We start from the raw sequence: 22484 nt of genomic DNA, 5'->3' as shown, positions 1-22484 counted from the left end.
CATCGCCCGGCACCGCGCCCGGCTCAGGACGTGAGCAGCTGCACCAGTTCCGCCGCGGTGCGGGCGACCCCGGCGCGCACTGCGTCCAGCTCGGCGTCGCGCACGTGCCCGGCCGACAGCTGCTCGGCCACGCGCGGTGCGCGCGAGGGGTGGGTGATGCGTTCGGTCAGCTCCAGCCCCAGCCGCACGCAGGTGGCCAGCGGCGTCGCCCACCCGGGGCGGTCGACCTGCGACAGCGCGTGCGCCAGGTCCTCCGGGAAGGCCCAGGCCGCGAGCGCCTCGGCCGAGACCCGGGTGTGGGTGGCGCCGTAGCGGTGGGCCTCGGCGACCAGGAGCTCCTCGCGGTCACCGGCCCGGGCCATCATCCGCGGGTACTCCTGCGGGTCGCAGCGCACCAGGAGCGCCTGGCCCAACCGTGCCAGCAGGCCCACCGAGAACGCCTCCGGCGCACCGCACCCCAACCGGGGGGCGAACTCGGCGGCGGCCACCGCGGTCAGCACGCTGCGGTCCCAGAACCCGGTGAGGGACTCGGGGACGTCGTCGAGACCGGCCAGGGCGGACACGGCGAGGCTGCGGACGGCGGAGAACCCCACGACGGTGACGGCGAAACCGGGCTGGGAGACCCGCCCCGAGAGCCCGAAGTAGGCCGAGTTGGCCAGCCGCAGCACCTTGGCCAGCAGCGCCGGGTCGTAACCGAGCGTGCGCCCGAGCGAGCGGGCGTCGGAGCGCTGGTCGTCGGCCTCGGCCACCACGCGCGCCGCCACCGGCCGGTGGGCGGGCAGGTCGTCGAGGGCGGCGGAGATCCGGCCGAGCACCTCCACCGCACCGGGCGGGGTGGTGGACGTGCTGGTGGGCGGGCTGGTGGACGTGCTGGTGGGCGAGGACGTGGTGCTCACGCGGGGACCCCCTCCACGGTCGGGGTGCGGGGGCCGGGGGCCAGCTCCCCACCCGAGCGCAGCACGTCGAGGAGGGCCTCGCGCGGGAGCGGACGGGAGTACAGGTAGCCCTGGACGGCCTCGCAGCCCAGGTCGGAGATGACCGCGTCCTGCTCCAGCGTCTCGACGCCCTCGGCGACGACCCCCAGGCCGAGGGTGCGGGCCAGGGAGACGACGGCCGCCGCGACGGCGCGGGCCGGTCCGGTCGTCGAGCGCAGGTCCCGCACGAACGACCGGTCGACCTTGAGGTGGTCCACGGGCAGGTCCGTGAGGTAGGCCAGGGAGGAGTAGCCCGTCCCGAAGTCGTCGATGGCCACGCGCACCCCGTCGGCCCGCAGCTCCTCCAGCACCTGCCGGCAGGCGCGCAGGTCGCTGGCCAGGGCGGTCTCGGTGACCTCCAGGCACAGGTCGCTCAGCTGCAGGCCCGCTGCGGCCACGACGCGCCGGACCCCGTCGGCGAACCCCTCGGCGGACAGGCTGACGGCCGAGACGTTGACCGCGACGTGCTCGGGGCTGACCGCGAGGTCCCCCGCGGCCTGCGCGGACCGCCAGGACGCCAGGTCCCGGCAGGCGACCTGCAGGACGTGGGAGTCCAGGACCGGGACGAGGTTGGCGCGTTCGGCCAGCTCGATGAACACGTCCGGGCGCACGGGCCCGAGCTCGGGGTGCGTCCACCGGCACAACGCCTCGACGCTGCGCAGCCGCGCGGGACGCCCGGGCTGCACGACGGGTTGGTAGTGCACGTCGACCGCGCCGCGGGCGAGGGCCTCGCGCAGGTCGGCGACCAGGCGCAGCGCGCGCCGGGCCCGGGTGCGGACCTCCTCGTCGAGCAGGGTCCAGCGCCCGCCGCCGGCGGCCTTGGCCTCGTGGACGGCGATGCCGGCGTCGCGCACGACCTCCTCGGCGCTGCACGTCAGGCCCTCCAGCAGGACGACGCCGATGCTCGCGACGAGCCGCAACCGCAACCCGTTGACCTCCACGGGCACGAGGACGGCCTCCAGGACGCGCTCGGCGGTGGCCCGGACGGCCTCGAGGTCGGGCAGGTCGGCGCAGACGAGGACGAACTCGTCGCCCCCGGGGCGGGCCACCACGTCCCCGGCCCGCACGGTGCGGGCGAGCCGGCGGGCCACCTCGACGAGGACGGCGTCCCCGGCCTCGGGGCCCAGGCCGTCGTTGACGGTCTTGAAGTCGTCCAGGTCGACCATGAGGACACCGACGTCCTGGCCCTGGCCGGGCGCCCGGCCCGGCAGGGCCAGCAGGTCCGAGAGCCGTTCCAGCAGCGCGAGCCGGTTCGGCAGGCCCGTCAGCAGGTCGTGCTGGGCCTGGTAGGCGAGGCGGTGCTCGCGGGCGAGGCGGTCGGTGACGTCCTCGACCGTGCCGATGAACCCGGCCCCGTACCCGGGGGTCCGGCTGGGGGCCAGCCGGACCGTGACCCAGCGGACCTGCCCGGCGGCGGTCCGCAGGCGGGTGTCGAGCGTGACGCGCTCGCCGGCCAGCACGGTGGCGACGGCCTCCACGACCGCGGTCCGCTCCTCGTCGACGAGGTGGGTCAGCCAACCGGTGCCGCACAGCTCCTCGGCGGGCAGGCCGACGAGTTCGGCGAACGCGTCGTTGACGCGCGACAGGCGCGCGCCGACGTCGGAGACGATCGTGGGCACGGGCGAGCTCTGCGCCAGGGTGGCGAACCGCTCCTCGGCGGCGCGCAGCGCGGCGTGGGCGCGCTCGTCCTGCGGCAGCGCCAGCGACAGCACCCAGTAGTGCTCCCCCGCACCGGCACGGGCCACGGTTGCCAGGCCGGGACCGGGGCGGTCGGGGACGGGCCAGGCGACGACCTCGGTGCGCCGCAGGTCACCGCCGGCGGTGACGACGTCGGCGGCGCAGCGGGTGCGGCGCTCGCGCGAGAGGTGCCGGGCGTCCGGGCCGGAGCGCAGCAGGCGCGTGACGGCCACGTCGACGAGGTGGTCGGCGTCGATCCCGAACAGGTCGGCGGCGGCGGTGTTCGCCCAGCGGACGCGGGGGGTCTCGCGGCCGGCGGGCGCGTGCGGGCGGGACACCACGAGCACGGGTTCGTCGGCGGCGGCCGCGTGGTGCAGCAGCGCGGCGTCGACCCCGGCGGTGGAGTCGGGGCCTCCCCCGGGGTGGTGGCTGCGCCACGCCTCGTTCAGCACTGGTTCCGTCCACGGTGGTTCCCGGCGGCCCCCTCCGTGGGACCGCATCGGGGTGTTCATCGGCACGTGGAGCCACGAACTGATCCCCCCGGAGGTCACGGACGCCGGGCGACCGGCTGAACCGCCGCGACGAGCGCTGCGCTGCGTGACGTCGCCACGGGACGGGCCGCGCAGTAGGGTGCGGGCAAACGTCCGGTCCCCAGACCGGTCCGCCCCTGCTGGAAGGTTCCGCCGTGCTCACGGCGTTCTTCGCCGCGGCCGCGTGGGGGCGGGTCGGACTCGCCGCGACCCCCCTGGCGCTGTCGTGGTGCGTCCACGACCGGACGGGTTCCTGGTCCGGGGCCGGGTTGGCGGCCGCCGGTCTGGCGGTCTCCGAGGCCGTCGCGGGTCCGCAGACGGCCCGGCTCGTCGACCGGTTCGGCCAGTCCCGCGTCCTGCCCGTCCTCGCCCTGGCCCACGCGGGCGCCCTCGCCGCGGTCGTCCTGGCGCTGCCCGGGTCCGCACCACCGGCCGTCCTGCTCGCCGCGGGTCTGCTCGTCGGGGCGAGCCTGCCGCAGCTGGGGGCGTTCTCCGCCGCCCGCTGGTCGCACCGGCTGACCCCGGCCACGGGGTTGTCGCGGGCGTTCGCCTGGGACGCCGTCGCGAACTCCGCGGCGTTCCTGCTCGGTCCGGTCCTCGCGGCCCGGCTCGCCGCCGGCGGGCGGCCGGGCGTGGCCCTCGCCGGTGCGGCCGGTCTCGTCGCGTCCGGGACGCTGGTGCTGGCGCTGCTGCGCTCCTCGGCACCACCCCCCTCGGCACCCCCCTCGGCTCGCCCGGTCCGCGCCCCGCGGCTCGGGTGGCCCCGCGGGCTCCGGCTGCCCCTCACCGTGACCGCCTGCCTGGGCGTGCACTTCGGGGCGCTGCCGCTGGCGGTCGTCGCCGCCCGGCCCGGGGCGGCGGCGGGGTTGCTCGGTGCCGCCGGCGCCGGCGGGCTGCTCGCGGGAGCGGCCCTGACCCGGGCGCCCGACCCGCGGCTGCGCCCGGCGGCCCTCGCCCTGGCGCTCCTGGCGACGCCGCTGGCCGTGCCGGGCGTGCTCACCGGCCACGTCGCCGTCCTGGCCGCGGTCCTCGCCCTCGCCGGGGCCGCGGTCCCGCCGGTCGTCGTCGCCACGACCGTCGCCGTGCGTCGACGAGCCGCACCGTGGCAGCTCACGAGCGCGTTCGCGTGGTCGGCGTCGGTCTCGGCCGCCGGGGTGGCGGTCGGGGCGGCGCTCGCCGGGCAGGCCGTGGACCGCGTCGGTCCCCCGGGGGCGGCCGGGCTCGCGGCGCTGGCCGTCGCGGCGCTCGCCCTGGCGGTGGTGGGCCGGGGCCCGATCGCGCGGGGCGCCCGCCGCGACCCACCCGTCCGGTGAGGTCAGCCGTCGGCGCGGAACAGCACGAGGACGTCCTCCGTGCGCCAGGTCCCGGCCGTCGTCGTCCACTCCGCGACGCCCGCCGGCGGCGGGACCGCGGCGCTGCGCCAGCGCAGGGCCCAGGGCTGGGGCTGCACCGGTCCGGGATCGCGCCGGGCGTAGTTCCAGCGCAGCAGCTGCTGCAGGACGGGGTCCGCCTCCTCGATGCGCGTCTCGACGAGGGGCTGCAGGACGGCCGGGTCGGAGAACTGGTCGACGATCTCGCAGTCGCACGAGTACGCCAGCAACCCGATCTCCCCCGGCGCGGTGACGCGCTCGTTCCCCACGATCGCGCCGACGTCGGCGCCGATCGCCCGGTACTGGGCGGGGGTGGCGAAGTTGCCGAACACCGGGGGGTAGGCCCACGGCAGCGGCAACGCGGCCGCCGGCACGGACGCGGCCAGCCCGCCCACCGCGGCCAGGGCCGTGACGACGGGGACGACGTACCGGGCCCGGTCGTGCAGCAGCACCCCCAGCCCGAGCACGGCGACGAAGGACAGCGTCGCGGCGGGCGGCACGTAGTACCACTGGTACGGGGGCACGCCCAGGACGCTGTAGACCCCGAAGTACGCGACCCCACCGACCCCGAGGCCGGTGAGACCGCGCCGCACGGCGTCCCGTGTCCGCACGAGCCGGACGAGCAGGAGCACCAGGACGACGACCCCCAGCGCAGCGCCGGCGACGCCGACCCCCACGGCGACGGGGGTGTTGGGCCAGTAGTGCGTCCACAACCCCTGCAGGTAGGTGCGGTCGGGCCCGAAGTTCTTCTGGTTCGTCTTGATGACGAACGTGTCGGGGATGGCCGACCCCAGGAACCACCAGCTCACGGCGAACCACGGCAGCGAGACGGCGCAGCAGGTGAGGACGGCGACGTGCAGCCTGCGCAGCACCGGACCGGAGAACAGGGCCAGCACGACGATGAACACCACGGTGTCCAGCCGGGCCAGCAGGGCCAGGCCCGCCACGACGCCGTACAGGGCCGGCCGGCCGGCGACCCCGGCGGCCAGCAGGGCGAGGACGGCGGCGAACACGAGGACGACCTCGAGACCGACCGCGGAGACCAGCAGCGGGTTGGCCAGCACGACGACGACGGCCGCGCCGGCCCACCAGGCGGAGATCCCGGCGCGACGTGTCACGACCCCGGCGCACCCGGCGGCGACCGCGGCCAGCACCGTCGTCACGCCCCCCAGGGCCAGTTCCCCGTCCGCCCCCGCGAACGGCCCGACGAGGAGGAACCCCAGCGCCAGCAACCCCACGTTGAGCGGCGAGGTCGCGGAATTCGAGGTGATCCCGGGCGTCATCCCCCAGTGGAAGTGCTCGGCGAGGTTCCGCGCGTAGGCCAGCGTGATGTACGTGTCGTCGATGAGGCCCCGAGAGGTGGTCCACGACAGCAGGGCACCGACGACGGCGCCGAACAGGGGCAGAACCACCCGGGAGGAGGGGCGGGCGGGTGTGGGCACGGGGTGATCCCACCACACCCCGGACGCGACGAGGGCCGCCCCCGGTCGGGGACGGCCCTCGTCGTCGGTGCGCCGCAGTCTCAGACGGAGGTCAGCGACCGCAGCACGTACTGCAGGATCCCGCCGTTGCGGTAGTAGTCCGCTTCACCGGGGGTGTCGATGCGGACGACCGCGTCGAACTCCACGGTGCCGCCGTCGGTCTTGGTGGCGGTGACCTTCACCGTGCGGGGCGTGCGGCCCTCGTTGAGCTCGGTGATGCCGGCGATGTCGAACGTCTCGGTGCCGTCCAGGCCCAGCGAGGCCGCCGACTCCCCCTGCGGGAACTGCAGCGGGACGACGCCCATCCCGATGAGGTTGGAGCGGTGGATGCGCTCGAAGCTCTCGGTGATGACGGCCTTGACACCCAGCAGCGCGGTGCCCTTGGCCGCCCAGTCGCGCGAGGACCCCGAGCCGTACTCCTTGCCGCCCAGCACGACCAGGGGAGTGCCCTGCGCGGCGTAGTTCTGGGCCGCGTCGTAGATCGAGGTCTGCTCGCCGCCGGCGGTGAAGTCCCGGGTGAAACCACCCGAGACGCCGTCCAGCAACTGGTTCTTCAGGCGGATGTTCGCGAACGTGCCGCGGATCATCACCTCGTGGTTCCCGCGGCGCGAGCCGTAGGAGTTGAAGTCCGCGCGCTCCACGCCGTGCTCGGACAGGTACACGCCCGCCGGGCTGTCGGGCTTGATGGACCCGGCCGGGGAGATGTGGTCGGTGGTCACCGAGTCCCCGAGCAGCGCGAGCACGCGGGCGCCGGAGATGTCGGTGACCGGCGACGGCTCGGCCTGCATGCCCTCGAAGTACGGGGGCTTGCGGACGTAGGTCGAGTCGGCGTCCCAGGCGAAGGTGTCGCCCTCGGGCGTGGGCAGACCCTGCCAGCGCTCGTCACCGGCGAAGACGTCGGCGTAGTCCTTGACGAACATGTCCTTGCTGATGGCCTCGCCGATGACCCGCTCGACCTCGGCGGCGTCGGGCCAGATGTCGCGCAGGAACACGTCCTGGCCGGACTCGTCCTGGCCGATCGGGTCGTTCTCGACGTCCCAGTCCATCGTCCCGGCCAGCGCGTAGGCGATGACCAGCGGCGGGGAGGCCAGGTAGTTCATCTTGACGTCGGGGTTGATCCGGCCCTCGAAGTTCCGGTTCCCGGACAGCACGGCGGTGACGGCCAGGTCGTTCTGCTGGACGGCCGCCGACACCTCCTCCGGCAGCGGGCCGGAGTTGCCGATGCAGGTGACGCAGCCGTAGCCGACGAGGTGGAACCCGATCTTCTCCAGGTAGGGGGTCAGCCCGGCCTTGTCGTAGTAGTCGGTGACGACCTTCGAGCCCGGCGCCAGCGACGTCTTCACCCACGGCTTGCGGGTCAGGCCCCTCTCGACCGCGTTCTTGGCCAGCAGCGCGGCCGCGACCATGACCGAGGGGTTGGAGGTGTTGGTGCAGCTGGTGATCGAGGCGATGGCGACGGCGCCGTGGTCGATCTCGGTCTGCGTCCCGTCGGCCATCGTCAGGGCCACCGGGTTCGACGGGCGGCCGCTGGCCAGACCCGGCGCGTGCGGCTCCTGGCCGGCCTCGCTGCCGCTGGCGGTGGGGGCGTCGGAAGCCGGGAAGGTCTCGGCGAGCGCCTCGTCCTGCGCCGACGTGGGGGCCACGTAGTCGCCCAGGGCGGCGCGGAACGCGGCCTTGGCGTCGGCCAGGACGATGCGGTCCTGCGGGCGCTTGGGCCCGGCGATGCTGGGGACGACCGTGGACAGGTCCAGCTCGAGGTACTCGGAGTACTCGGCCTCGACCGCCGGGTCGTGCCACAGGCCCTGTTCCTTGGTGTAGGCCTCGACGAGGGCGACCTGCTCCTCGCTGCGCCCGGTCAGGCGCAGGTAGTCCAGGGTCACGTCGTCGATCGGGAAGATCGCGGCCGTGGAGCCGAACTCCGGGCTCATGTTCCCGATGGTGGCGCGGTTGGCCAGCGGCACCGAGGCCACGCCCTCGCCGTAGAACTCCACGAACTTGCCGACGACGCCGTGCTTGCGCAGCATCTCGGTGATCGTCAGGACGACGTCGGTCGCGGTCGCGCCCGCCGGGATCGCCCCCGACAGCTTGAACCCGACGACGCGCGGGATCAGCATGGAGACGGGCTGACCGAGCATGGCCGCCTCCGCCTCGATGCCGCCCACGCCCCAGCCGAGGACGCCCAGGCCGTTGACCATCGTGGTGTGCGAGTCGGTGCCGACGAGGGTGTCGGGGTAGGCCTGCAGCTCCGAGCCCACCTGACGGGGGAACACCACGCGCGCGAGGTGCTCGATGTTCACCTGGTGCACGATCCCGGTGCCCGGCGGGACGACCTTGAAGTCGTCGAAGGCCGTCTGGCCCCAGCGCAGGAACTGGTAGCGCTCGCGGTTGCGGCCGTACTCGATCTCGACGTTCTGCTCGAACGCGTCGGGGCGGCCGAAGACGTCGGCGATGACGGAGTGGTCGATGACGAGCTCGGCCGGGGCCAGGGGGTTGACCTTGGTCGGGTCCCCGCCCAGGGTGCCGACGGCCTCGCGCATGGTGGCGAGGTCGACGATGCAGGGCACACCGGTGAAGTCCTGCATGATGACGCGCGCCGGGGTGAACTGGATCTCGGTGTCCGGTTCGGCCTCGGGCTTCCAGCCGCCGAGGGCGCGGATGTGGTCGGCGGTGATGTTCGCGCCGTCCTCGGTGCGCAGCAGGTTCTCCAGGAGGACCTTGAGGCTGAACGGCAGCGTCGCCGACCCCTCGACCTTGTCGAGGCGGAAGATCGTGTAGTCCGTCCCGGACACTGTTAGGGTAGCCTTGGCTTCGAAGCTGTTGTGGCTGCTCACCGGGAGCTCCTCACTCGTCGTCCGACGTCGTCGCGTCGCACCGCGCCGTCGTCCTTGCCGTGCTCGATGGTCCCACCGTCGGTGGCGGCACCGTTCGCGGGGTGTCTCCTCGCGACCACTTATCTCGACATCAAGATACCACCGGTGGCGGGGCCGCGCCCGGGCACCACCACCGGCCCCGGGACGTCTCGCCGGGCGACGGACCACCCGGACGGGTGCACACGGACGCACCACACGCGGCTTGAACGGGGTCACGCTCGGTCATCACAGTGGGGGCACGCCCCAGCCGCCAGCCCCGGAGGTCCCCGATGCCCCTGCTCTCCCGCCGCCGCCCGCGCCACGTGCCCCGCCACTCGACCCGCGAGGTCTTCCGCGCCTGGCAGCCCGACGCGGTCGTCGACCTCGCCCGGGGGGAGTCCCCCGCCGACGTGCTCGAGGACGTCCTGCAGGCCCTCGACGGTCTCGACGTCCGCGAGCGCCAGGACGCCTGAACCCCGGTCAGCGCACGAAGCGCGCCACGCACTCCACGTGGTGCGTCATGGGGAACAGGTCGAAGGCGCGCAGGCCGTCGAGCCGGTAGCCGTGCTCGGCGAGGGAGGCCGTGTCCCGCGCCAGCGCCGCCGGGTCGCACGCGACGTAGGCCACGGCCCGCGGCGCGAGGGCCGCGATCGCCTCGACGACGACGCGGCCGGCGCCGGAGCGCGGGGGGTCCAGGACGACCAGGTCGGTGCGGCGGGCGGTCAGCTCGTCGTCGCCGAGCGCCTCCTCCACGGCCCCGGCCCACAGCTCCACCCGGGGGTGCTCGTGCAGCGAGCGCCGCGCGTCGCGCACGGCGCGCTCCTCGCCCTCGACGGCCAGGACCGTCCCCTCGGTACCGACCGCGTCGGCCAGCAGCGCCGTGAACAGCCCGACCCCGGAGTAGAGGTCGAGGGCGTGCTCCCCCGCCCGCGGCTCCAGGGCCGCCAGGACCGCCTCGCCCAGCAGGCGCGGGGCGGCGGGGTGGACCTGCCAGAAGCCCGCACCGCCCACGCGGAACGCGTGCTCGCGCTCGGTGTCCCCGACGCGCACGGTGACGCGCTCCCCGACCCAGGTGCGGCCGGAGACGCGGTGCAGGCCCTCGGGCGTGCGGACCGCGACGGAGGCGTCCGACAGCTTGGGCACGTGGGCGTGGGTGCCGGGCAGCGGGTCGACGACGACCAGGGGGGCCGCACCGTCGGACCCGGCGGCGACCTCGAGCGTCGCGACGTTGCCGAAGCGGGCGCCGAGGACGCCGGAACCGGTGACCGCGCGGGTGCTGATGGGGCAGTCCGTCAGCGGCACGACCTGGTGCGACCGGTGGGCGCGCAGCCCCGCCCGGCCCTCGGCGTCGACCGCGAACTGGGTCCGGGTGCGCCAGCGCAACCCCTCCCCGTCCGCGTCCGCGACGGGGGCCTCCTCGACCTCCACCGCGACGTCGAGCCCGGCGAGCCGGCGGAACTGCTCGGTGACGACGGCGGCCTTCAGCGCGCGCTGGCGCGCGGGGGCGACGTGCTGGAAGTCGCACCCCCCGCACAGGCCGGGGCCGGCGACGGGGCAGGCGGGATCGACGCGGTCGGGGTCGGCGGACAGGACGCGCACGGCGTCGGCCCGCCAGAACGAGGCCCCCTCGGCACCCTCGGTGACGCGGGCCAGGACGCGCTCGCCCGGCAGGGCGTGCCGGACGAAGACGACGCGGCCCTCGTGCCGGGCGACGCAGTGCCCGCCGTGGGCGATCGGCCCGACCTCGAGCTCCAGCTCGGTGCCGCGGGCGTCGGGACCGGCGGGAGCGGGTCGTCGGGAGCTGCGGCCCCGCCCGCCTCGACGGGCGGGGGCGGGGCGTCGGGCGGGGGTGCTCACGGGGTCTCCTCGGTGGTGCTGGTGCTCTGGCCGGGGCCGGGGCCGCGGTCGACGGGTCCGGGCCCGAAGGTGCCGCGGCGGACGGTGCCGGGGGCCTGGCGCTCGTCGCGGTCCTCCAGACCCGCCGAGCTGGACAGCTGCCAGGGGACGCTGGCGACCATGACGCCCGGCTGGTAGCGCAGCCGGGCCCGCAGCCGCAGCGCGGACTGGTTGTGCAGGATGGTCTCCCACCAGTGCCCGACCACGTACTCGGGCACGTAGACGATGACGAGGTCGCGCGGGTGGCGGGCCCGCAGCGCCTTGACGTGCTCCAGGACGGGCCGGGTGATCTCCCGGTAGGGGGAGTCGAGCACGGTCAGCGGCACCGGCACGCCGAGCGCCTCCCAGCGCTGCTGCAGCGCCGCGGTCTCCTCCGGCTCCACCGCGACCGTCACGGCCTGCAGGTCGGTGGGCTTGGCGGCGCGGGCGAAGGCCAGGGCGCGCAACGTCGGCTTGTGGAGCTTGGAGACCAGGACGACCCCCCGGACCCCCGTCGGCAGCGCCTTGGCCTTGGCGTCGGGCGCCACCTCCAGCTCGCGGCTGACGTTGCCGTAGTGGCGCCGGATGAGCTTCATGTTCACGAAGACGACGACCATCGCCAGGATCGCGATCCAGGCGCCCTGGGTGAACTTCGTCAGCAGGACGATGACCAGGACCGTGGCCGTCAGGCCCAGGCCGATGCCGTTGATGACGCGGGACCGGCGCATGCGCGCCCGGACCGCGGGGTCGGTCTCGGTCCGCAGGTGGCGGTTCCAGTGCCGGATCATCCCCGTCTGGCTCATCGTGAACGAGACGAAGACGCCGACGATGTAGAGCTGGATCAGCCGCGTCACCTCGGCGTCGAAGGCGACGATGAGGACGATCGCGGTCACGGCCAGGGCGATGATGCCGTTGGAGAACGCGAGCCGGTCCCCGCGGGTGTGCAGCTGCTTGGGCAGGAAACCGTCGCGGGCCAGGATCGAGCCGAGCACCGGGAAGCCGTTGAAGGCCGTGTTGGCGGCGAGCACGAGGATGACGCCGGTGGCCGCGGTGACGACGTAGAACGCGACCGGGAAGTGGTCGAAGACGGTGGCCGCCAGCTGGCCGATGACCGGGTCCTGCACGTAGCCCTCCCCCACCGGCACCCCGTCGCGCAGCAGCTGCCGGGCGGGGTCCTCCGCGAAGCGGATCCTCGTGATGCCGGCCAGGGCGATGATGCTCACCAGCATCGTCACGCTCGTCAGCCCGAGAAGGAGCAGGGTCGTCGCCGCGTTCTTGCTCTTGGGCCGGCGGAAGGCCGGCACCCCGTTGCTGATGGCCTCGACCCCCGTCAGGGCGGCCGCCCCCGAGGAGAAGGCCCGCAGGATGAGGAAGGCCCCGGCCAGGCTCGTCAGGCCGCCGGAGATGTCGTGCTCGGCGGTGAGGTCGAACCCGGCGCTGGGGGCCTCGGGCAGGTCCCCGAGCAGGTAGCGGGCGAAGCCCCACAGCGCCATGCCGATGATCGAGGCCATGAAGATGTAGGTGGGGACGGCGAACGCGGCCCCGCTCTCGCGCAGGCCGCGCAGGTTGGCCGACATCAGCACCAGCACCAGCGCGACCGCGAAGAGGGCCTCGTGCCCGCGCAGGGCCGGGACGGCCGCCGCCGCGTACTGCGCCCCGGAGGAGATCGACACCGCCACCGTGAGCACGTAGTCGACGAGGAGCGCGCTGCCGACGGTGAGCCCGGCGTTGGGCCCGAGGTTGACCGTGGCGACCTCGTAGTCGCCGCCCCCCGAGGGGTAGGCGTGCACGTTCTGCCGGTAGGAGGCGACGACGACGAACATGACCACGACGACGGCCGCCGCGATCCACGGCGACAGCGCGTAGGCGGCGATGCCGGCGATCGAGAGCGTCAGCAGGATCTCGTCGGGCGCGTAGGCGACCGAGCTCAGCGCGTCGGAGGCGAAGACGGGCAGGGCGATGCGCTTGGGCAGCAGCGTCTCGGACAGCCGTTCGCTGCGGAACGGCCGCCCGACCAGGACGCGCTTGACCGCATCGGTCACAGAGGGCACGTCTGCCGATGGTAGGCGCAAGACGGTAGCGTTCGGGACGTGCACTTCGTGATCATGGGCTGTGGCCGGGTCGGTTCCAGCCTCGCGGTGACCGTGGAGCAGCGCGGGCACAGCGTGGCGGTGGTCGACCAGGACGTCGACGCCTTCCGGCGCCTCGGCCCGACCTTCGCGGGCCGGCGCGTCACCGGTGTCGGCTTCGACCACGACACCCTCGTCGAGGCCGGCATCCACGAGGCCGGCGCCTTCGCCGCCGTCTCCTCCGGGGACAACTCCAACATCCTCGCCGCGCGCGTGGCGCGGGAGAAGTTCGACGTCGAGAACGTGGTGGCGCGCATCTACGACCCCGGCCGCGCCGAGGTCTACGAGCGCCTGGGCATCCCCACGATCGCCACGGTGCGCTGGACGGCGGACCAGGTGCTGCGCCGCCTCGTGCCCGAGGGGGCCCTCAGCGAGTTCCGCGACGCCTCCGGGCGCGTCGTGCTCGTCGAGCTGCCCGTGCACGAGGGCTGGGCCGGGCGGCCGCTGTCGGCCCTGGAGACCGCCGCGGGGGTCCGCGTGGCGTACCTGACGCGACTGGGTCAGGGGGTCGTGCCCGTCAAGGGCATGGCCTACCAGGAGGACGACGTCGTGCACGTCGTCGTCGCCGACGAGCGCACCACGTCCGCCGCGGCCGTGCTGGCCGCCGCACCGGAGGAGAGGGCCTGATGCGCGTCGTCATCGCCGGGGCCGGGATCGTCGGCCGCTCCATCGCCCGGGAGCTGCTGGGCAACGGCCACCGCGTCCTGCTCATCGACCGCAGCCCGGCGGCCATGAAGATCACCAGCGTCCCGGACGCGCAGTGGTTGCTGGCCGACGCCTGCGAGATCTCCAGCCTCGAGGAGGCCGAGCTCGCCGACTGCGACGTCGTCGTGGCCGCCACCGGTGACGACAAGGCCAACCTCGTCGTCTCCCTGCTGGCCAAGACCGAGTACGGCGTCCCGCGCACCGTGGCGCGCGTGAACAACCCCAAGAACGAGTGGCTGTTCGACGAGGCGTGGGGCGTGGACGTCGCCGTGTCGACGCCGCGGCTCATGACGGCCCTCGTCGAGGAGGCCGTGAGCGTCGGCGAGCTGGTCCGGCTCTTCACGTTCCAGCAGGGCCAGGCGTCGATGGCGGAGTACACCCTCGAGGAGGGCAGCCCGGTCCTGGGCCGCACCGTCGGGGAGGTCCGGCTGCCGGAGGACACCGTGCTCGTCGCGATCGTGCGGGCGGAGCGGCCGCTGCCGCCGAGCCCCGACGACGTCCTCGAACCCGGCGACCACCTGCTGTTCCTGTCGGTGCCGGACGCCGAGGCCCAGCTGCGCACCATCCTCGCGGCCGGCTGAGGGCCCCCCGCCGGGACCGTGGCCGGGCAGGACCGCTCCGAGGACGCGCACCGGGCCGCCGGCACCGGTGCACGAGGGGCCGGCGAGCGCGTCAGGCCTGCAGGGAGGCGGCGGTCCCCCGCCTGAACCGGGGGTCGGTGAACGTCGTCGCGTGGTCACCGGTGACGAGCTGGAGGCGCGCCCCGGGGACGGCGTCGGCGAGCACCTGCGGCCGGGCCGCCAGCGGGTCCTGCCCGCCGGCCACGACGAGCGTGGGCACCGCGACGCAGGTCAGGTCGATGCGCGAGGCGTGCACGACGTCGGCCTGCGCGGCGAGGGCGAGCAGATCGTTGCCGGTAGAGACCGCGAAGGCGCGAAAACCCCGCAGCAGCTCGTCGCCGAGCTCACCGGGGTCCGGCGCGCGCAACGCCTCGGCCAGTCCGGAGGCGGGCAGGGCGCGGGTGTCGACGCCACCGAGCTCGACGACGCCCGCCCCGACCCCGCCGACGACCACGAGACGGTGCACCCGGTCGGGGTGCTGCGCGGCGAAGATCAGGGAAACGACCCACCCCATCGAGCAACCGGCGAGGTCGACCTGCGGCAGTCCGAGCGCGTCGAGGACCTCCAGCACGTCCTGGGCCATCCGCGCCTCGCCGTAGGAGGCGCGGTGCCGTCCCACTCGTCCACGCTCAGCGTCAGCCCGTCAGCCCGTCAGCCCGTCAGCCCGTCGGACGTCGTCGGTCGGTGGGTGCGGTCGGGCGCCCGCAGGTCCGGGACGTCGGGCTGCTCGGGTGCGGGAGTGCTCACGGTTCCTCCGCCGACCAGGGGGCCGGGCCACGGTACGGCACCGGCAGAGAACCCGTCGTGGGGCGCAGGCCGTCGACACGGCCGACCCGGCCGACCCGGCAGCGAAGACCGACCCCACCCGTCGCAGGGGTGGCGTTCGTCGACGGGTCCACCCGCCGGTGCCCGAGAATGGGGCGGTGAGCACCACTCCCGTCCCCCCCGGCACGCCCCTGCAGTCCTACAAGCTGCGGCGGGGGCGCATGGGGGTCGAGCGGCAGGAGGCGCTGGCGACGCACCTGCCGCGCTTCGCCGTCCCCGCCGGCCCGGGGCGGCTGGACCTGTCCCACCTGTTCGGGAACGACTGTCCCGTCGTCCTCGAGATCGGTTCGGGGATGGGGGACGCGACGATCGCCATGGCGCAGGCCGACCCCGGCACGAACGTCCTCGCGGCCGAGGTCCACACCCCCGGGATCGGGGCGTTGCTGCAGGGGGTCCTCGAGCACGGGCTGGAGAACGTCCGCCTCCTGGAGGGGGACGGGCGGGAACTGCTCGACGCGCGCATCGGGCCGGGGACCCTGGCGGGGGTCCGGGTGTACTTCCCCGACCCGTGGCCCAAGGCGCGCCACCACAAGCGCCGGCTGCTGCAGGCGGGCTTCGTGGCGCTCGTGGCCGACCGGCTCGCCCCGGGCGGCACGCTGCACTGCGCGACCGACTGGGAGCCCTACGCCGAGCAGGTGGTCGAGGTCGTCGGGGCGGACCCGCGCTTCGAGCTGTCGCCCGACCGGTCCCGCCCGGCGTGGCGGCCGCTCACCCGGTTCGAGCGGCGAGGCCTGGCCCTGGGGCACGTCGTCACGGACGTGCTCGCGACCCGGGTCAGTCGACCTTGACGAGCCGGCGGCGCTTGACGGTCCAGCCCTCGGGCATGGTGCCCTCCTTCAGCATCCGCAGCGGGCACCGCCGGCACTTGTCCTTGGACTCGCAGCACTTCGACTTCGGCCACAGGTCCTTCTTCTTCTTGCCCACGCGCCGAAGGTAACAGGCTGAGGTAGGTGACCCTCACCGCACCTGCAGGGGGGTGCGCCCCTTCAGCAGCATCGCGCCCGCGACGAGGAGACCCAGCAGCAGCAGGGGCCAGCCCATCACCAGCTTCGCCACCGCCAGCCCGGTGGTGTTGTCCGTCAGGTACAGCGGCAGCTGCACGGCCACCCGCAGCACGTACCCGGCCAGCAGCAGCGCCGTCAGCTTCTGGCACAGGGCGACGATCCCGCGGTCGCGGCGCCAGGCCGTCGGCTCCTCGGTGACGGCCCCGACGAGGAAGCCGACGACGGGCCAGCGGGTGAGCATCGACACCGCGAACGCCACCGCGAGGGCGAGGTTGAGCAGGATGCCGGGGAGGAACACGTCCTGCGCCCGGCCGGTGCGCGAGGCCACGAAGGCTGCGACCGCCGTGACGAGGATGCTGCCGAGGGCGAACTGGACGGTCTCGCGGCGGGCGATGCGCACGACGAGCGCGACGAGCATGACCGCCAAGGACGCCCCGACCGAGGTCCACAGGTCGCTCGTCGTCAGCCAGGCGAGGAGGAACGCCAGCGGGGCCACGGCGGAGTCCAGCAGCCCGCGCCACCCCCCGAGCGTGGTCGACAGGCGCAGGCGGACCAGCTCCTCGACCGTCTGCGGACCCTCGGGCGCCGACGGTGCCACCCCTAGGCCCTCTCGGCCGTCTCGGCGCACACGAGCTCGTAGACCGGGTTGAAGATCACCCGCTGGCCGTCGTCGCAGGCCACGAGCCCCTTGGCCTTGACCCGGCGCCCCGGCTCGACCCCGGCGATGCGCCGGCGGCCGAGCCACACGAGCTGCACCGACCCGGACCCGTCGAACAGCTCGGCCTCCAGCGCCGGCACCCCGCCGCGGGGGCGCAGCGTCACCGAGCGCAGCGTCCCGCAGACGCACGCCCGCGTGCGGTCGGGGACCTGCCCGCAGGGCGTCCCGCCGTGGCGGAGGGCGTCCTCCTGGGCCTCCTCGGCGGCGAGGTCGGAGTTCGACGCGGTGAACCGCGCCAGAGCACGGCGCCACAGGGGCGCGCTCAGCACTGAGGACTTCGGCACGGCACTCACAGTAGGCCCTTCCGGTCGCCTGGGAGTCTCAACGTCACCCGCCGGGGCGGTGTTCCGGCGGCGTTCCGGCGGTGTGGACGCCGAGGACGTCAGCGGACCTCGGTGATCTCGGGTCCGCGCTCGAACGGGTCGAGGTCCGCGCGCCCGGAGGTCTCCCCGGCGGGCGCCTCGACCGGCGCGGGCTGTTCCGGCAGGGCCAGGGCGATCAGCTCGCGCGGGGCCATGGCCTCGTCCCCGCGGACGACGACGGCCTCGCGCACCACGCTCTCCAGCTCGGCGGCGGAGGCGGCGTCGTGCGCGGCGGGACCGCTGAAGACGGCGCGCAGGAACCAGCGCGGCCCGTCCACCCCGGCGAAGCGGGTGGGCTGGTGGGCCGTGCGGCCGTCCTCGGTCCGCACCGGCAGCCGGCACAGCAGCTCGCGCCCCAGCGGCCCGTCCTGCTCCTCGGCGGCCCCGCCCTGCTGGAGCACGGCCTGCGCGATCTCGGGACGGATCTCCTCCCACACCCCGCTGGTGCGGGGGGCGGCGAACACCTGCAGCTGGACGGTCGACCCGTTCATCCCCACGGTGACCGCGATGACCCGGCCCGAGCCCTCCTCGACCTCGAAGCGCAGCTCCATGCCCTCGCGCCCGACCAGGCGCAGCCCGCCGAGGACGAGTCGTTCGTCGGCCTCGTCGACCTCGGCGAGGTCGAACGGGCCGGCGGACCGGTCGAACGCCTCCGGCGCCGGCTCGGCCCGCGGCGGGGCGCCGGCCTCGGCGGCGGCCCGCGCCTCGGGGTCGTCGACGACGCCCGAGGAGGCCGAGGCGGTCTCGACGCCGGCCTCGGCCGCGGTCACCGACGCGCTGTCCTCGGCCACGTCCGCGCCGGCGGGACCGGTGGCGGGGTCGGTCGGGGTGGTCTCGGCGACCTTGCGGCGGCGGAAGAGGCTCACGGTCGCTCCTCGGGGGTGGGGGTGGACGGGACGGGGTGGACGTGGGCGAGCGCGTCGCTGCCGCCGGTGGACCCGTGCCCACCGGCGCCGCGCGCCGAGGCGGGCAGCTCCTCGACGGGCACGAAGTGGACGCGTTCGACGCGCTGGACGACGACCTGGGCGACGCGGTCGCCGACGCGCAGCTGCACCGCCTCGCGCTGGTCGGTGTTGTGCAGGGTGACGCGCACCTCCCCGCGGTACCCGGCGTCGACCGTGCCGGGGGAGTTCAGGACCGTCAGGCCGCGCTTGGCCGCCAGCCCCGACCGGGGCACGACGAAGGCGACGTGACCGGCGGGCAGCGCCAGGGACACCCCCGTCGGCACCGTGACGCGCTCGCCGGGCCCGACGACGACGTCGACGCGCGTGGTCAGGTCGGCACCGGCGTCGCCGGGGTGGGCGTAGGTCGGCAGGGCCTCCGGGGAGGCGAGCAGGACGGGCACCGGCAGGGGTGCCGGGACCTCCTCGGCCTGCGGGAACGCGTCGCTCACGGGGACCGACCCTACCCGTCACCCCCCGCCCGGCCCGCCCCTGCCCGGGCCCACCGGCCGGGTGCGCCGATCGCCGGCGGGTGTCGCGCGGGCACGACGCCGGGGACGACGCCGGGCACGCCCGCCGCGGCCCCGTCCCGGTCCCGCGCGTGCGACCCTGGGCGGGTGTCGAGCCCGACCCGCCCCTCCCCGCCCCCGCAGCCCGCCGACGGACCCACCGGCGCGGACCGCGCGTGGGACGGTCGGGAGACGTGGTGGCCGGCGGTCACGACCTGGTTGTCCTGGTTGCCCGCCGTCGTCGGCGGCGCACTCGTCGCCCTGCCGATCTGGGGCGGTCGCGGAGCCCTCGTCGGCGCGGTCCTCGGCGCCCTCCTGGCGGTGGGCGTCCTGCTGAGCCTGTCCTGGACCACGCGCCTGGACGACCGGGAGTTCCGGGTGGGGCGCGCCACGCTGCCGCTGTCGGTCGTCTCCGGGGTCGACGTCGTCACCCGGCAGGAGCGCCGGGACGCACTGGGGCCCGGGCTCGACGCCCGGGCCCACCTCGCGATCCGCTCCTGGGTCGGACCCGCCGTGCGGATCCACCTGGACGACCCGGGCGACCCCACCCCTTACTGGGTGGTGTCGACCCGCCGTCCGCAGCGCCTGGCCTCCGAGATCAGGCGGCGCAGTCGTTGCAGATGATGCGGCCGTCGCCGGAGTCGTGCAGCTGGCTGCGGTGCACCACGAGGAAGCAGCTCGAGCACGTGAACTCGTCCTGCTGGCGCGGGAGGACCCGCACCGACAGCTCCTCGTTGGACAGGTCGGCACCGGGCAGTTCGAAGCCCTCGGCCGCCTCCGTCTCGTCCTCGTCGACGGCGCCCGAGCTCTTGTCCGTGCGACGGGCCTTGAGCTCCTCGATGGAGTCCTCGTTCAGCTCGTCGTCGTTCTTGCGCGGTGCGTCGTAGTCGGTCGCCATGACCTCGCCTCACACTCCATGCCTTCTCGGCGTCCGTCGTCCTCGTCGTGCAGGACGTGCTGGTGATCCTGCTTCATCCGCCGGTTCCCGCGCGTCGTGCCGGCACCGGGTCCCCGGTGCGGCGGGGACAACGCCCCGACCGCCCGTTCCATGCCCGGGACCGGTCCTTCCCCGCCCCCTGCGTCCACCCGCGCTGCGCGCGAGCGAGCACGCATCATGACCTACCCGCGGCCCGGACTCGAACGGGGGCGGGTCGTGCCCGGCACCGCAAGCCCCCGCGGCCACGACCACCCGAACGGGTCAACGTCGCCGGAGCACCTGTCACGTGCGTCACTTCCGCGCTCCGGCAACGTCTTTCACGACCCGGACCGCGCGTGCACCCGTCAGGGGGACTGTCCACAGCCGGGACACCCTGGGAGTTGGCCGCGTGGCCGCCGGGCCGTAGTGTTCTCGCGTCCCCGCCGATCCGGCCGCCCGTCCCGCGCCCCGCGCCCGGGACGGAGCGCGCGGCCGAGAGGAGCTCCCGACGCCCCGCAGGGAGGTGCCGTGCCCGAGCACGAACCCAGCACGTCCGTTGAGACCTCGCCCACGTTCGTGGCCGAACTGTCCGACCGCGTCCAGCGCACCCGCGCGACCATCGACTCCGCCGCCGCCGCCGGCGACGACGACCTCGCCCAGGCTCTGCTGGACGACCTCGAGGCCCTCGTGGACCTCGCCGCCGCGCAGGACGTGGCGCTGCCCGACACCGTCGCCTACCTGGCCAGCCAGCCGGGACGCACCACGGTCGACGTCCGCCACACCGACGTCCGCACCGACGTCCCCGCCGGCGCGGAGTGCGCCCCGGCCTGAGACCGCCTCCCCGCGGCGGGACCGCACGCGAAGAGCCCGACCCCCCGCCGGGGGGTCGGGCTCTTCGTTGTCACCGGTCGAGGGGAGGCCTCACCCCAGGGCCAGCGCCCCGCGCAGGACGGGGTGCAGCCCGGGACCGGCGGCCAGCACCCCGTGCGGGCCGGCCGGCCCGCCCGCGAAGTCGGTGACGACGGCACCGGCCTCGCGGGCGACGAGCCACCCGCCGGCGAAGTCCCACGGGTTCAGGCCCAGCTCGTAGTAGGCGTCCACGCGCCCCGCGGCCACCGCGCACAGGTCCAGGGACGCCGTGCCGATGCGGCGCAGGTCGCGGACCTGCGGCAGCAGCCGCGAGAGGACCGCCGCCTGCTCGGCCCGCCGGACCGGGTCGTAGCCGAACCCCGTGGCCACGAGCGCGTGCCCCAGCGCCGGGCCGGCACCGGCGCGCAACGGGTGGCTGCCGCGGGCGTCGGTGAGCGAGGCACCCCCGCCGGCCTGCGCCGACCACGTCTCGGCCGCGGACGGGTCGACGACGGCGGCCGCCAGGACGGTCCACGTCGCCGGGTCCGGCGGCCCGGCCGGGTCGTGGGCCACGACGGCCACGCTGACGGCGTAGGAGCGCAACCCGTAGAGGTAGTTGACCGTCCCGTCGATGGGGTCCACCACCCACGTCAGCCCGCTCGTGCCCGCCTCGTACCCCTCCTCCTCGCCCAGAAACCCGTCGTGCGGGCGTGCGAGGCGCAGCCGCTGGCGCACGAGCTGCTCGGAGGCGGTGTCCATGGCGGTGACCACGTCGGTCGGGCTGGACTTCGTCGCAGCCACCTCCACGCGCTCGGGGCGACCGGCGCAGATCAGCTCACCGGCCGCGGTGGCGACCTCGACGGCCAGCCGCCGCAGGTCGGCGGGCGCGGGGTGCTCCACCGGTCAGGACCCGGCCGGGACCGGCGAGCGCCAGTCCTCACCCGTCGCCGCCGGCACCTGCGCCCGCAGGTTCCGGCAGCAGTCGACGGGGCAGACGGTGTGCGACGGCGCCAGGGCGCCGGCCACCGGCTGCTGCGGCTCCTCCCCGCGGGCCTGGGCCGCGCGTTCCTGCACGAGGTCGACGAGACCGGCGACGAACCGGTCGGTCGCGCCCACGGTCGCGGCGCGGGCGAAGGGCAGCCCGATCTCCTCGGCCGTCTCGGCCGCCTCGGTGTCGAGGTCGAACTTGACCTCCATGTGGTCGCTGACGAACCCGACGGGCGCCACGACCACCCCGGGCACGCCGTCCTCGTGCAGGGCGCGCAGGTGGTCGTTGACGTCCGGTTCCAGCCACGGCTGGCTGGGCGGGCCGCTGCGCGAGCAGTAGGCGAGGTCCCAGGCCAGTTCGCGGCCGACGCGCTCGGAGGCGCGGCGGGCCACCTCGGCGGCGACGTCGAGGTGCTGCCGGACGTAGGCACCACCACCGGCGGCGGGCGGGCCGGACACGTCGTTCATGGCGTCCGGGACGCTGTGCGTGACGAACACCACACGGGCACCGTCGCGGGCGTCCTCGGGCAGCCGCGCCACCGCGGCGGCGACGGCCTCGGCGTTGACGTCGGTGAAGGCCGGGTGGTTGAAGTAGTGCCGGACCTTGTCGACCTCGAGGCTGCGGCCCTCCTGCGCGAGCGTCCCCAGCGCCTTGCCGAGGTCCTCGCGGTACTGGCGGCAGCTGGAGTAGGACGAGTACGCGCTGGTGAAGACGGTGAGCACGCGGCGGGCCCCGCCCTCGTGCGCCTCGCGCAGCACGTCGGTGACGTACGGCTCCCAGTTCCGGTTGCCCCACAGCAGGGGCAGCCCGTCCAGGCCGCGCGCGTCGAGCTCGGTGCGCAGGGCGGACAGCAGCACCTTGTTCTGGTCGTTGATGGGGCTCTTGCCGCCGAAGTGCAGGTAGTGCTGGGCCACGTCCTCGAGGCGCTCGCGGGGGATGCCGCGACCGCGCGTGACGTTCTCGAGGAACGGCATCACGTCGTCGGGCCCCTCCGGCCCCCCGAAGGACAGCAGCAGGAGGGCGTCGTACGGGTTCGCGTCGCTCACGGCGTCATCATCCACTCCCGGGCCCGCACCGCGCCCGTCGGCCCACCCCGCGCGCGGACGTCTGCACGGGGTGGTGCCGGAGGTGGCAGAGTGCATCCGCGATGATGGCCCGCACC

Annotated in this window: 22 protein-coding genes; 7 read left to right on the top strand and 15 right to left on the bottom strand. The window is 75.1% G+C overall.

Annotation, left to right across the window (positions count from 1 at the left end; genetic code table 11):
* Positions 1 to 23 precede the first annotated feature (23 nt).
* On the bottom strand, positions 24 to 896 hold the full coding sequence (locus AB2L28_RS15420) for an HDOD domain-containing protein (RefSeq protein ID WP_370719866.1): 873 nt from the start codon (positions 894 to 896) through the stop codon (positions 24 to 26).
* A complete protein-coding gene (locus tag AB2L28_RS15415; RefSeq protein WP_370719865.1) occupies positions 893 to 3103 on the bottom strand; it encodes a putative bifunctional diguanylate cyclase/phosphodiesterase in 2211 nt (736 codons plus the stop codon). Before AB2L28_RS15415 ends, AB2L28_RS15420 begins: the two co-directional genes overlap by 4 nt.
* A 233-nt stretch (positions 3104 to 3336) precedes the next feature.
* On the opposite strand from AB2L28_RS15415, the gene AB2L28_RS15410 reads away from it, so the two are divergent.
* Positions 3337 to 4494, top strand: a complete 1158-nt coding sequence (locus tag AB2L28_RS15410; protein ID WP_370719864.1) for an MFS transporter — start codon at positions 3337 to 3339, stop codon at positions 4492 to 4494.
* A gap of 2 nt (positions 4495 to 4496) precedes the next feature.
* On the opposite strand, the gene AB2L28_RS15405 is transcribed toward AB2L28_RS15410, so the two are convergent.
* A complete protein-coding gene (locus AB2L28_RS15405) occupies positions 4497 to 5993 on the bottom strand; it encodes a hypothetical protein (RefSeq protein WP_370719863.1) in 1497 nt (498 codons plus the stop codon).
* 80 nt (positions 5994 to 6073) lie between these two features.
* Entirely contained in the window at positions 6074 to 8863 is a 2790-nt protein-coding gene (acnA, locus tag AB2L28_RS15400; protein WP_370719862.1) for an aconitate hydratase AcnA, read from the bottom strand.
* Between the two features lie 308 nt (positions 8864 to 9171).
* On the opposite strand from acnA, the gene AB2L28_RS15395 reads away from it, so the two are divergent.
* Positions 9172 to 9354, top strand: coding sequence for a hypothetical protein (locus tag AB2L28_RS15395; RefSeq protein ID WP_370719861.1), 183 nt, complete (start codon positions 9172 to 9174; stop codon positions 9352 to 9354).
* A 7-nt stretch (positions 9355 to 9361) separates the two neighbouring features.
* Here the strand turns inward: AB2L28_RS15395 and AB2L28_RS15390 are convergent, their stop codons facing one another.
* On the bottom strand, positions 9362 to 10738 hold the full coding sequence (locus AB2L28_RS15390; RefSeq protein WP_370719860.1) for a class I SAM-dependent RNA methyltransferase: 1377 nt from the start codon (positions 10736 to 10738) through the stop codon (positions 9362 to 9364).
* The gene (locus AB2L28_RS15385; RefSeq protein ID WP_370719859.1) at positions 10735 to 12807 is read right to left on the bottom strand and encodes an APC family permease; all 2073 of its coding nucleotides are present in this window, start codon (positions 12805 to 12807) and stop codon (positions 10735 to 10737) included. The genes AB2L28_RS15390 and AB2L28_RS15385 overlap by 4 nt, the downstream gene beginning before the upstream one ends.
* Before the next feature lie 39 nt (positions 12808 to 12846).
* Between AB2L28_RS15385 and AB2L28_RS15380 the strand changes: the two genes are divergently transcribed.
* On the top strand, positions 12847 to 13512 hold the full coding sequence (locus AB2L28_RS15380) for a potassium channel family protein (protein ID WP_370719858.1): 666 nt from the start codon (positions 12847 to 12849) through the stop codon (positions 13510 to 13512).
* The gene (locus AB2L28_RS15375; protein ID WP_370719857.1) at positions 13512 to 14171 is read left to right on the top strand and encodes a potassium channel family protein; all 660 of its coding nucleotides are present in this window, start codon (positions 13512 to 13514) and stop codon (positions 14169 to 14171) included. Before AB2L28_RS15380 ends, AB2L28_RS15375 begins: the two co-directional genes overlap by 1 nt.
* 91 nt (positions 14172 to 14262) lie before the next feature.
* Here the strand turns inward: AB2L28_RS15375 and AB2L28_RS15370 are convergent, their stop codons facing one another.
* Entirely contained in the window at positions 14263 to 14829 is a 567-nt protein-coding gene (locus AB2L28_RS15370) for an alpha/beta fold hydrolase (protein WP_370719856.1), read from the bottom strand.
* 304 nt (positions 14830 to 15133) lie between these two features.
* On the opposite strand from AB2L28_RS15370, the gene trmB reads away from it, so the two are divergent.
* Complete coding sequence (trmB, locus tag AB2L28_RS15365; RefSeq protein ID WP_370719855.1) at positions 15134 to 15823, top strand: tRNA (guanosine(46)-N7)-methyltransferase TrmB; 690 nt, start codon at positions 15134 to 15136, stop codon at positions 15821 to 15823.
* Here the strand turns inward: trmB and AB2L28_RS15360 are convergent.
* The 5 genes from AB2L28_RS15360 to dut form a co-directional block, all read right to left on the bottom strand.
* Positions 15810 to 15959 carry a hypothetical protein gene (locus tag AB2L28_RS15360; protein WP_370719854.1) on the bottom strand — a complete coding sequence of 50 codons (150 nt, stop codon included), beginning with the start codon at positions 15957 to 15959 and terminating at the stop codon, positions 15810 to 15812. The two genes, trmB and AB2L28_RS15360, sit on opposite strands and share 14 nt — an antisense overlap.
* Before the next feature lie 33 nt (positions 15960 to 15992).
* Entirely contained in the window at positions 15993 to 16637 is a 645-nt protein-coding gene (locus AB2L28_RS15355) for a DUF3159 domain-containing protein (RefSeq protein ID WP_370719853.1), read from the bottom strand.
* 2 nt (positions 16638 to 16639) lie between these two features.
* Positions 16640 to 17050 (bottom strand): OB-fold nucleic acid binding domain-containing protein, encoded by a 411-nt coding sequence (locus AB2L28_RS15350; protein ID WP_370719852.1) that lies wholly within the window; start codon positions 17048 to 17050, stop codon positions 16640 to 16642.
* Between the two features lie 89 nt (positions 17051 to 17139).
* Entirely contained in the window at positions 17140 to 17985 is an 846-nt protein-coding gene (locus AB2L28_RS15345; protein ID WP_370719851.1) for a DUF3710 domain-containing protein, read from the bottom strand.
* Positions 17982 to 18470 (bottom strand): dUTP diphosphatase, encoded by a 489-nt coding sequence (gene dut / locus AB2L28_RS15340; protein WP_370720009.1) that lies wholly within the window; start codon positions 18468 to 18470, stop codon positions 17982 to 17984. The genes AB2L28_RS15345 and dut overlap by 4 nt, the downstream gene beginning before the upstream one ends.
* A gap of 207 nt (positions 18471 to 18677) precedes the next feature.
* Between dut and AB2L28_RS15335 the strand changes: the two genes are divergently transcribed.
* Positions 18678 to 19193 (top strand): DUF3093 domain-containing protein, encoded by a 516-nt coding sequence (locus AB2L28_RS15335; RefSeq protein WP_370719850.1) that lies wholly within the window; start codon positions 18678 to 18680, stop codon positions 19191 to 19193.
* On the opposite strand, the gene AB2L28_RS15330 is transcribed toward AB2L28_RS15335, so the two are convergent.
* Positions 19168 to 19467 carry a DUF4193 domain-containing protein gene (locus AB2L28_RS15330; protein WP_370719849.1) on the bottom strand — a complete coding sequence of 100 codons (300 nt, stop codon included), beginning with the start codon at positions 19465 to 19467 and terminating at the stop codon, positions 19168 to 19170. The two genes, AB2L28_RS15335 and AB2L28_RS15330, sit on opposite strands and share 26 nt — an antisense overlap.
* Positions 19468 to 20013: 546 nt before the next feature.
* Here AB2L28_RS15330 and AB2L28_RS15325 point away from each other — a divergent pair.
* Positions 20014 to 20316 carry a hypothetical protein gene (locus AB2L28_RS15325; protein WP_370719848.1) on the top strand — a complete coding sequence of 101 codons (303 nt, stop codon included), beginning with the start codon at positions 20014 to 20016 and terminating at the stop codon, positions 20314 to 20316.
* Between the two features lie 90 nt (positions 20317 to 20406).
* Here the strand turns inward: AB2L28_RS15325 and AB2L28_RS15320 are convergent, their stop codons facing one another.
* Both AB2L28_RS15320 and AB2L28_RS15315 read right to left on the bottom strand, forming a co-directional pair.
* Positions 20407 to 21234 (bottom strand): inositol monophosphatase family protein, encoded by an 828-nt coding sequence (locus AB2L28_RS15320; protein WP_370719847.1) that lies wholly within the window; start codon positions 21232 to 21234, stop codon positions 20407 to 20409.
* Between the two features lie 3 nt (positions 21235 to 21237).
* Positions 21238 to 22368, bottom strand: a complete 1131-nt coding sequence (locus AB2L28_RS15315) for a ferrochelatase (RefSeq protein ID WP_370719846.1) — start codon at positions 22366 to 22368, stop codon at positions 21238 to 21240.
* Positions 22369 to 22484 lie beyond the last annotated feature (116 nt).

It is taken from the genome of Kineococcus mangrovi (assembly GCF_041320705.1).
Lineage (GTDB): Bacteria > Actinomycetota > Actinomycetes > Actinomycetales > Kineococcaceae > Kineococcus > Kineococcus mangrovi.
This window is presented reverse-complemented; position numbering and strand designations above follow the sequence as displayed.

Coding starts and splice junctions, on each gene's coding strand:
- AB2L28_RS15330 (WP_370719849.1), bottom strand. CDS start 19,467: ATGGCGACCGACTACGACGCACCGCGCAAGAACGACGACGAGCTGAAC.
- AB2L28_RS15375 (WP_370719857.1), top strand. CDS start 13,512: ATGCGCGTCGTCATCGCCGGGGCCGGGATCGTCGGCCGCTCCATCGCC.
- AB2L28_RS15395 (WP_370719861.1), top strand. CDS start 9,172: ATGCCCCTGCTCTCCCGCCGCCGCCCGCGCCACGTGCCCCGCCACTCG.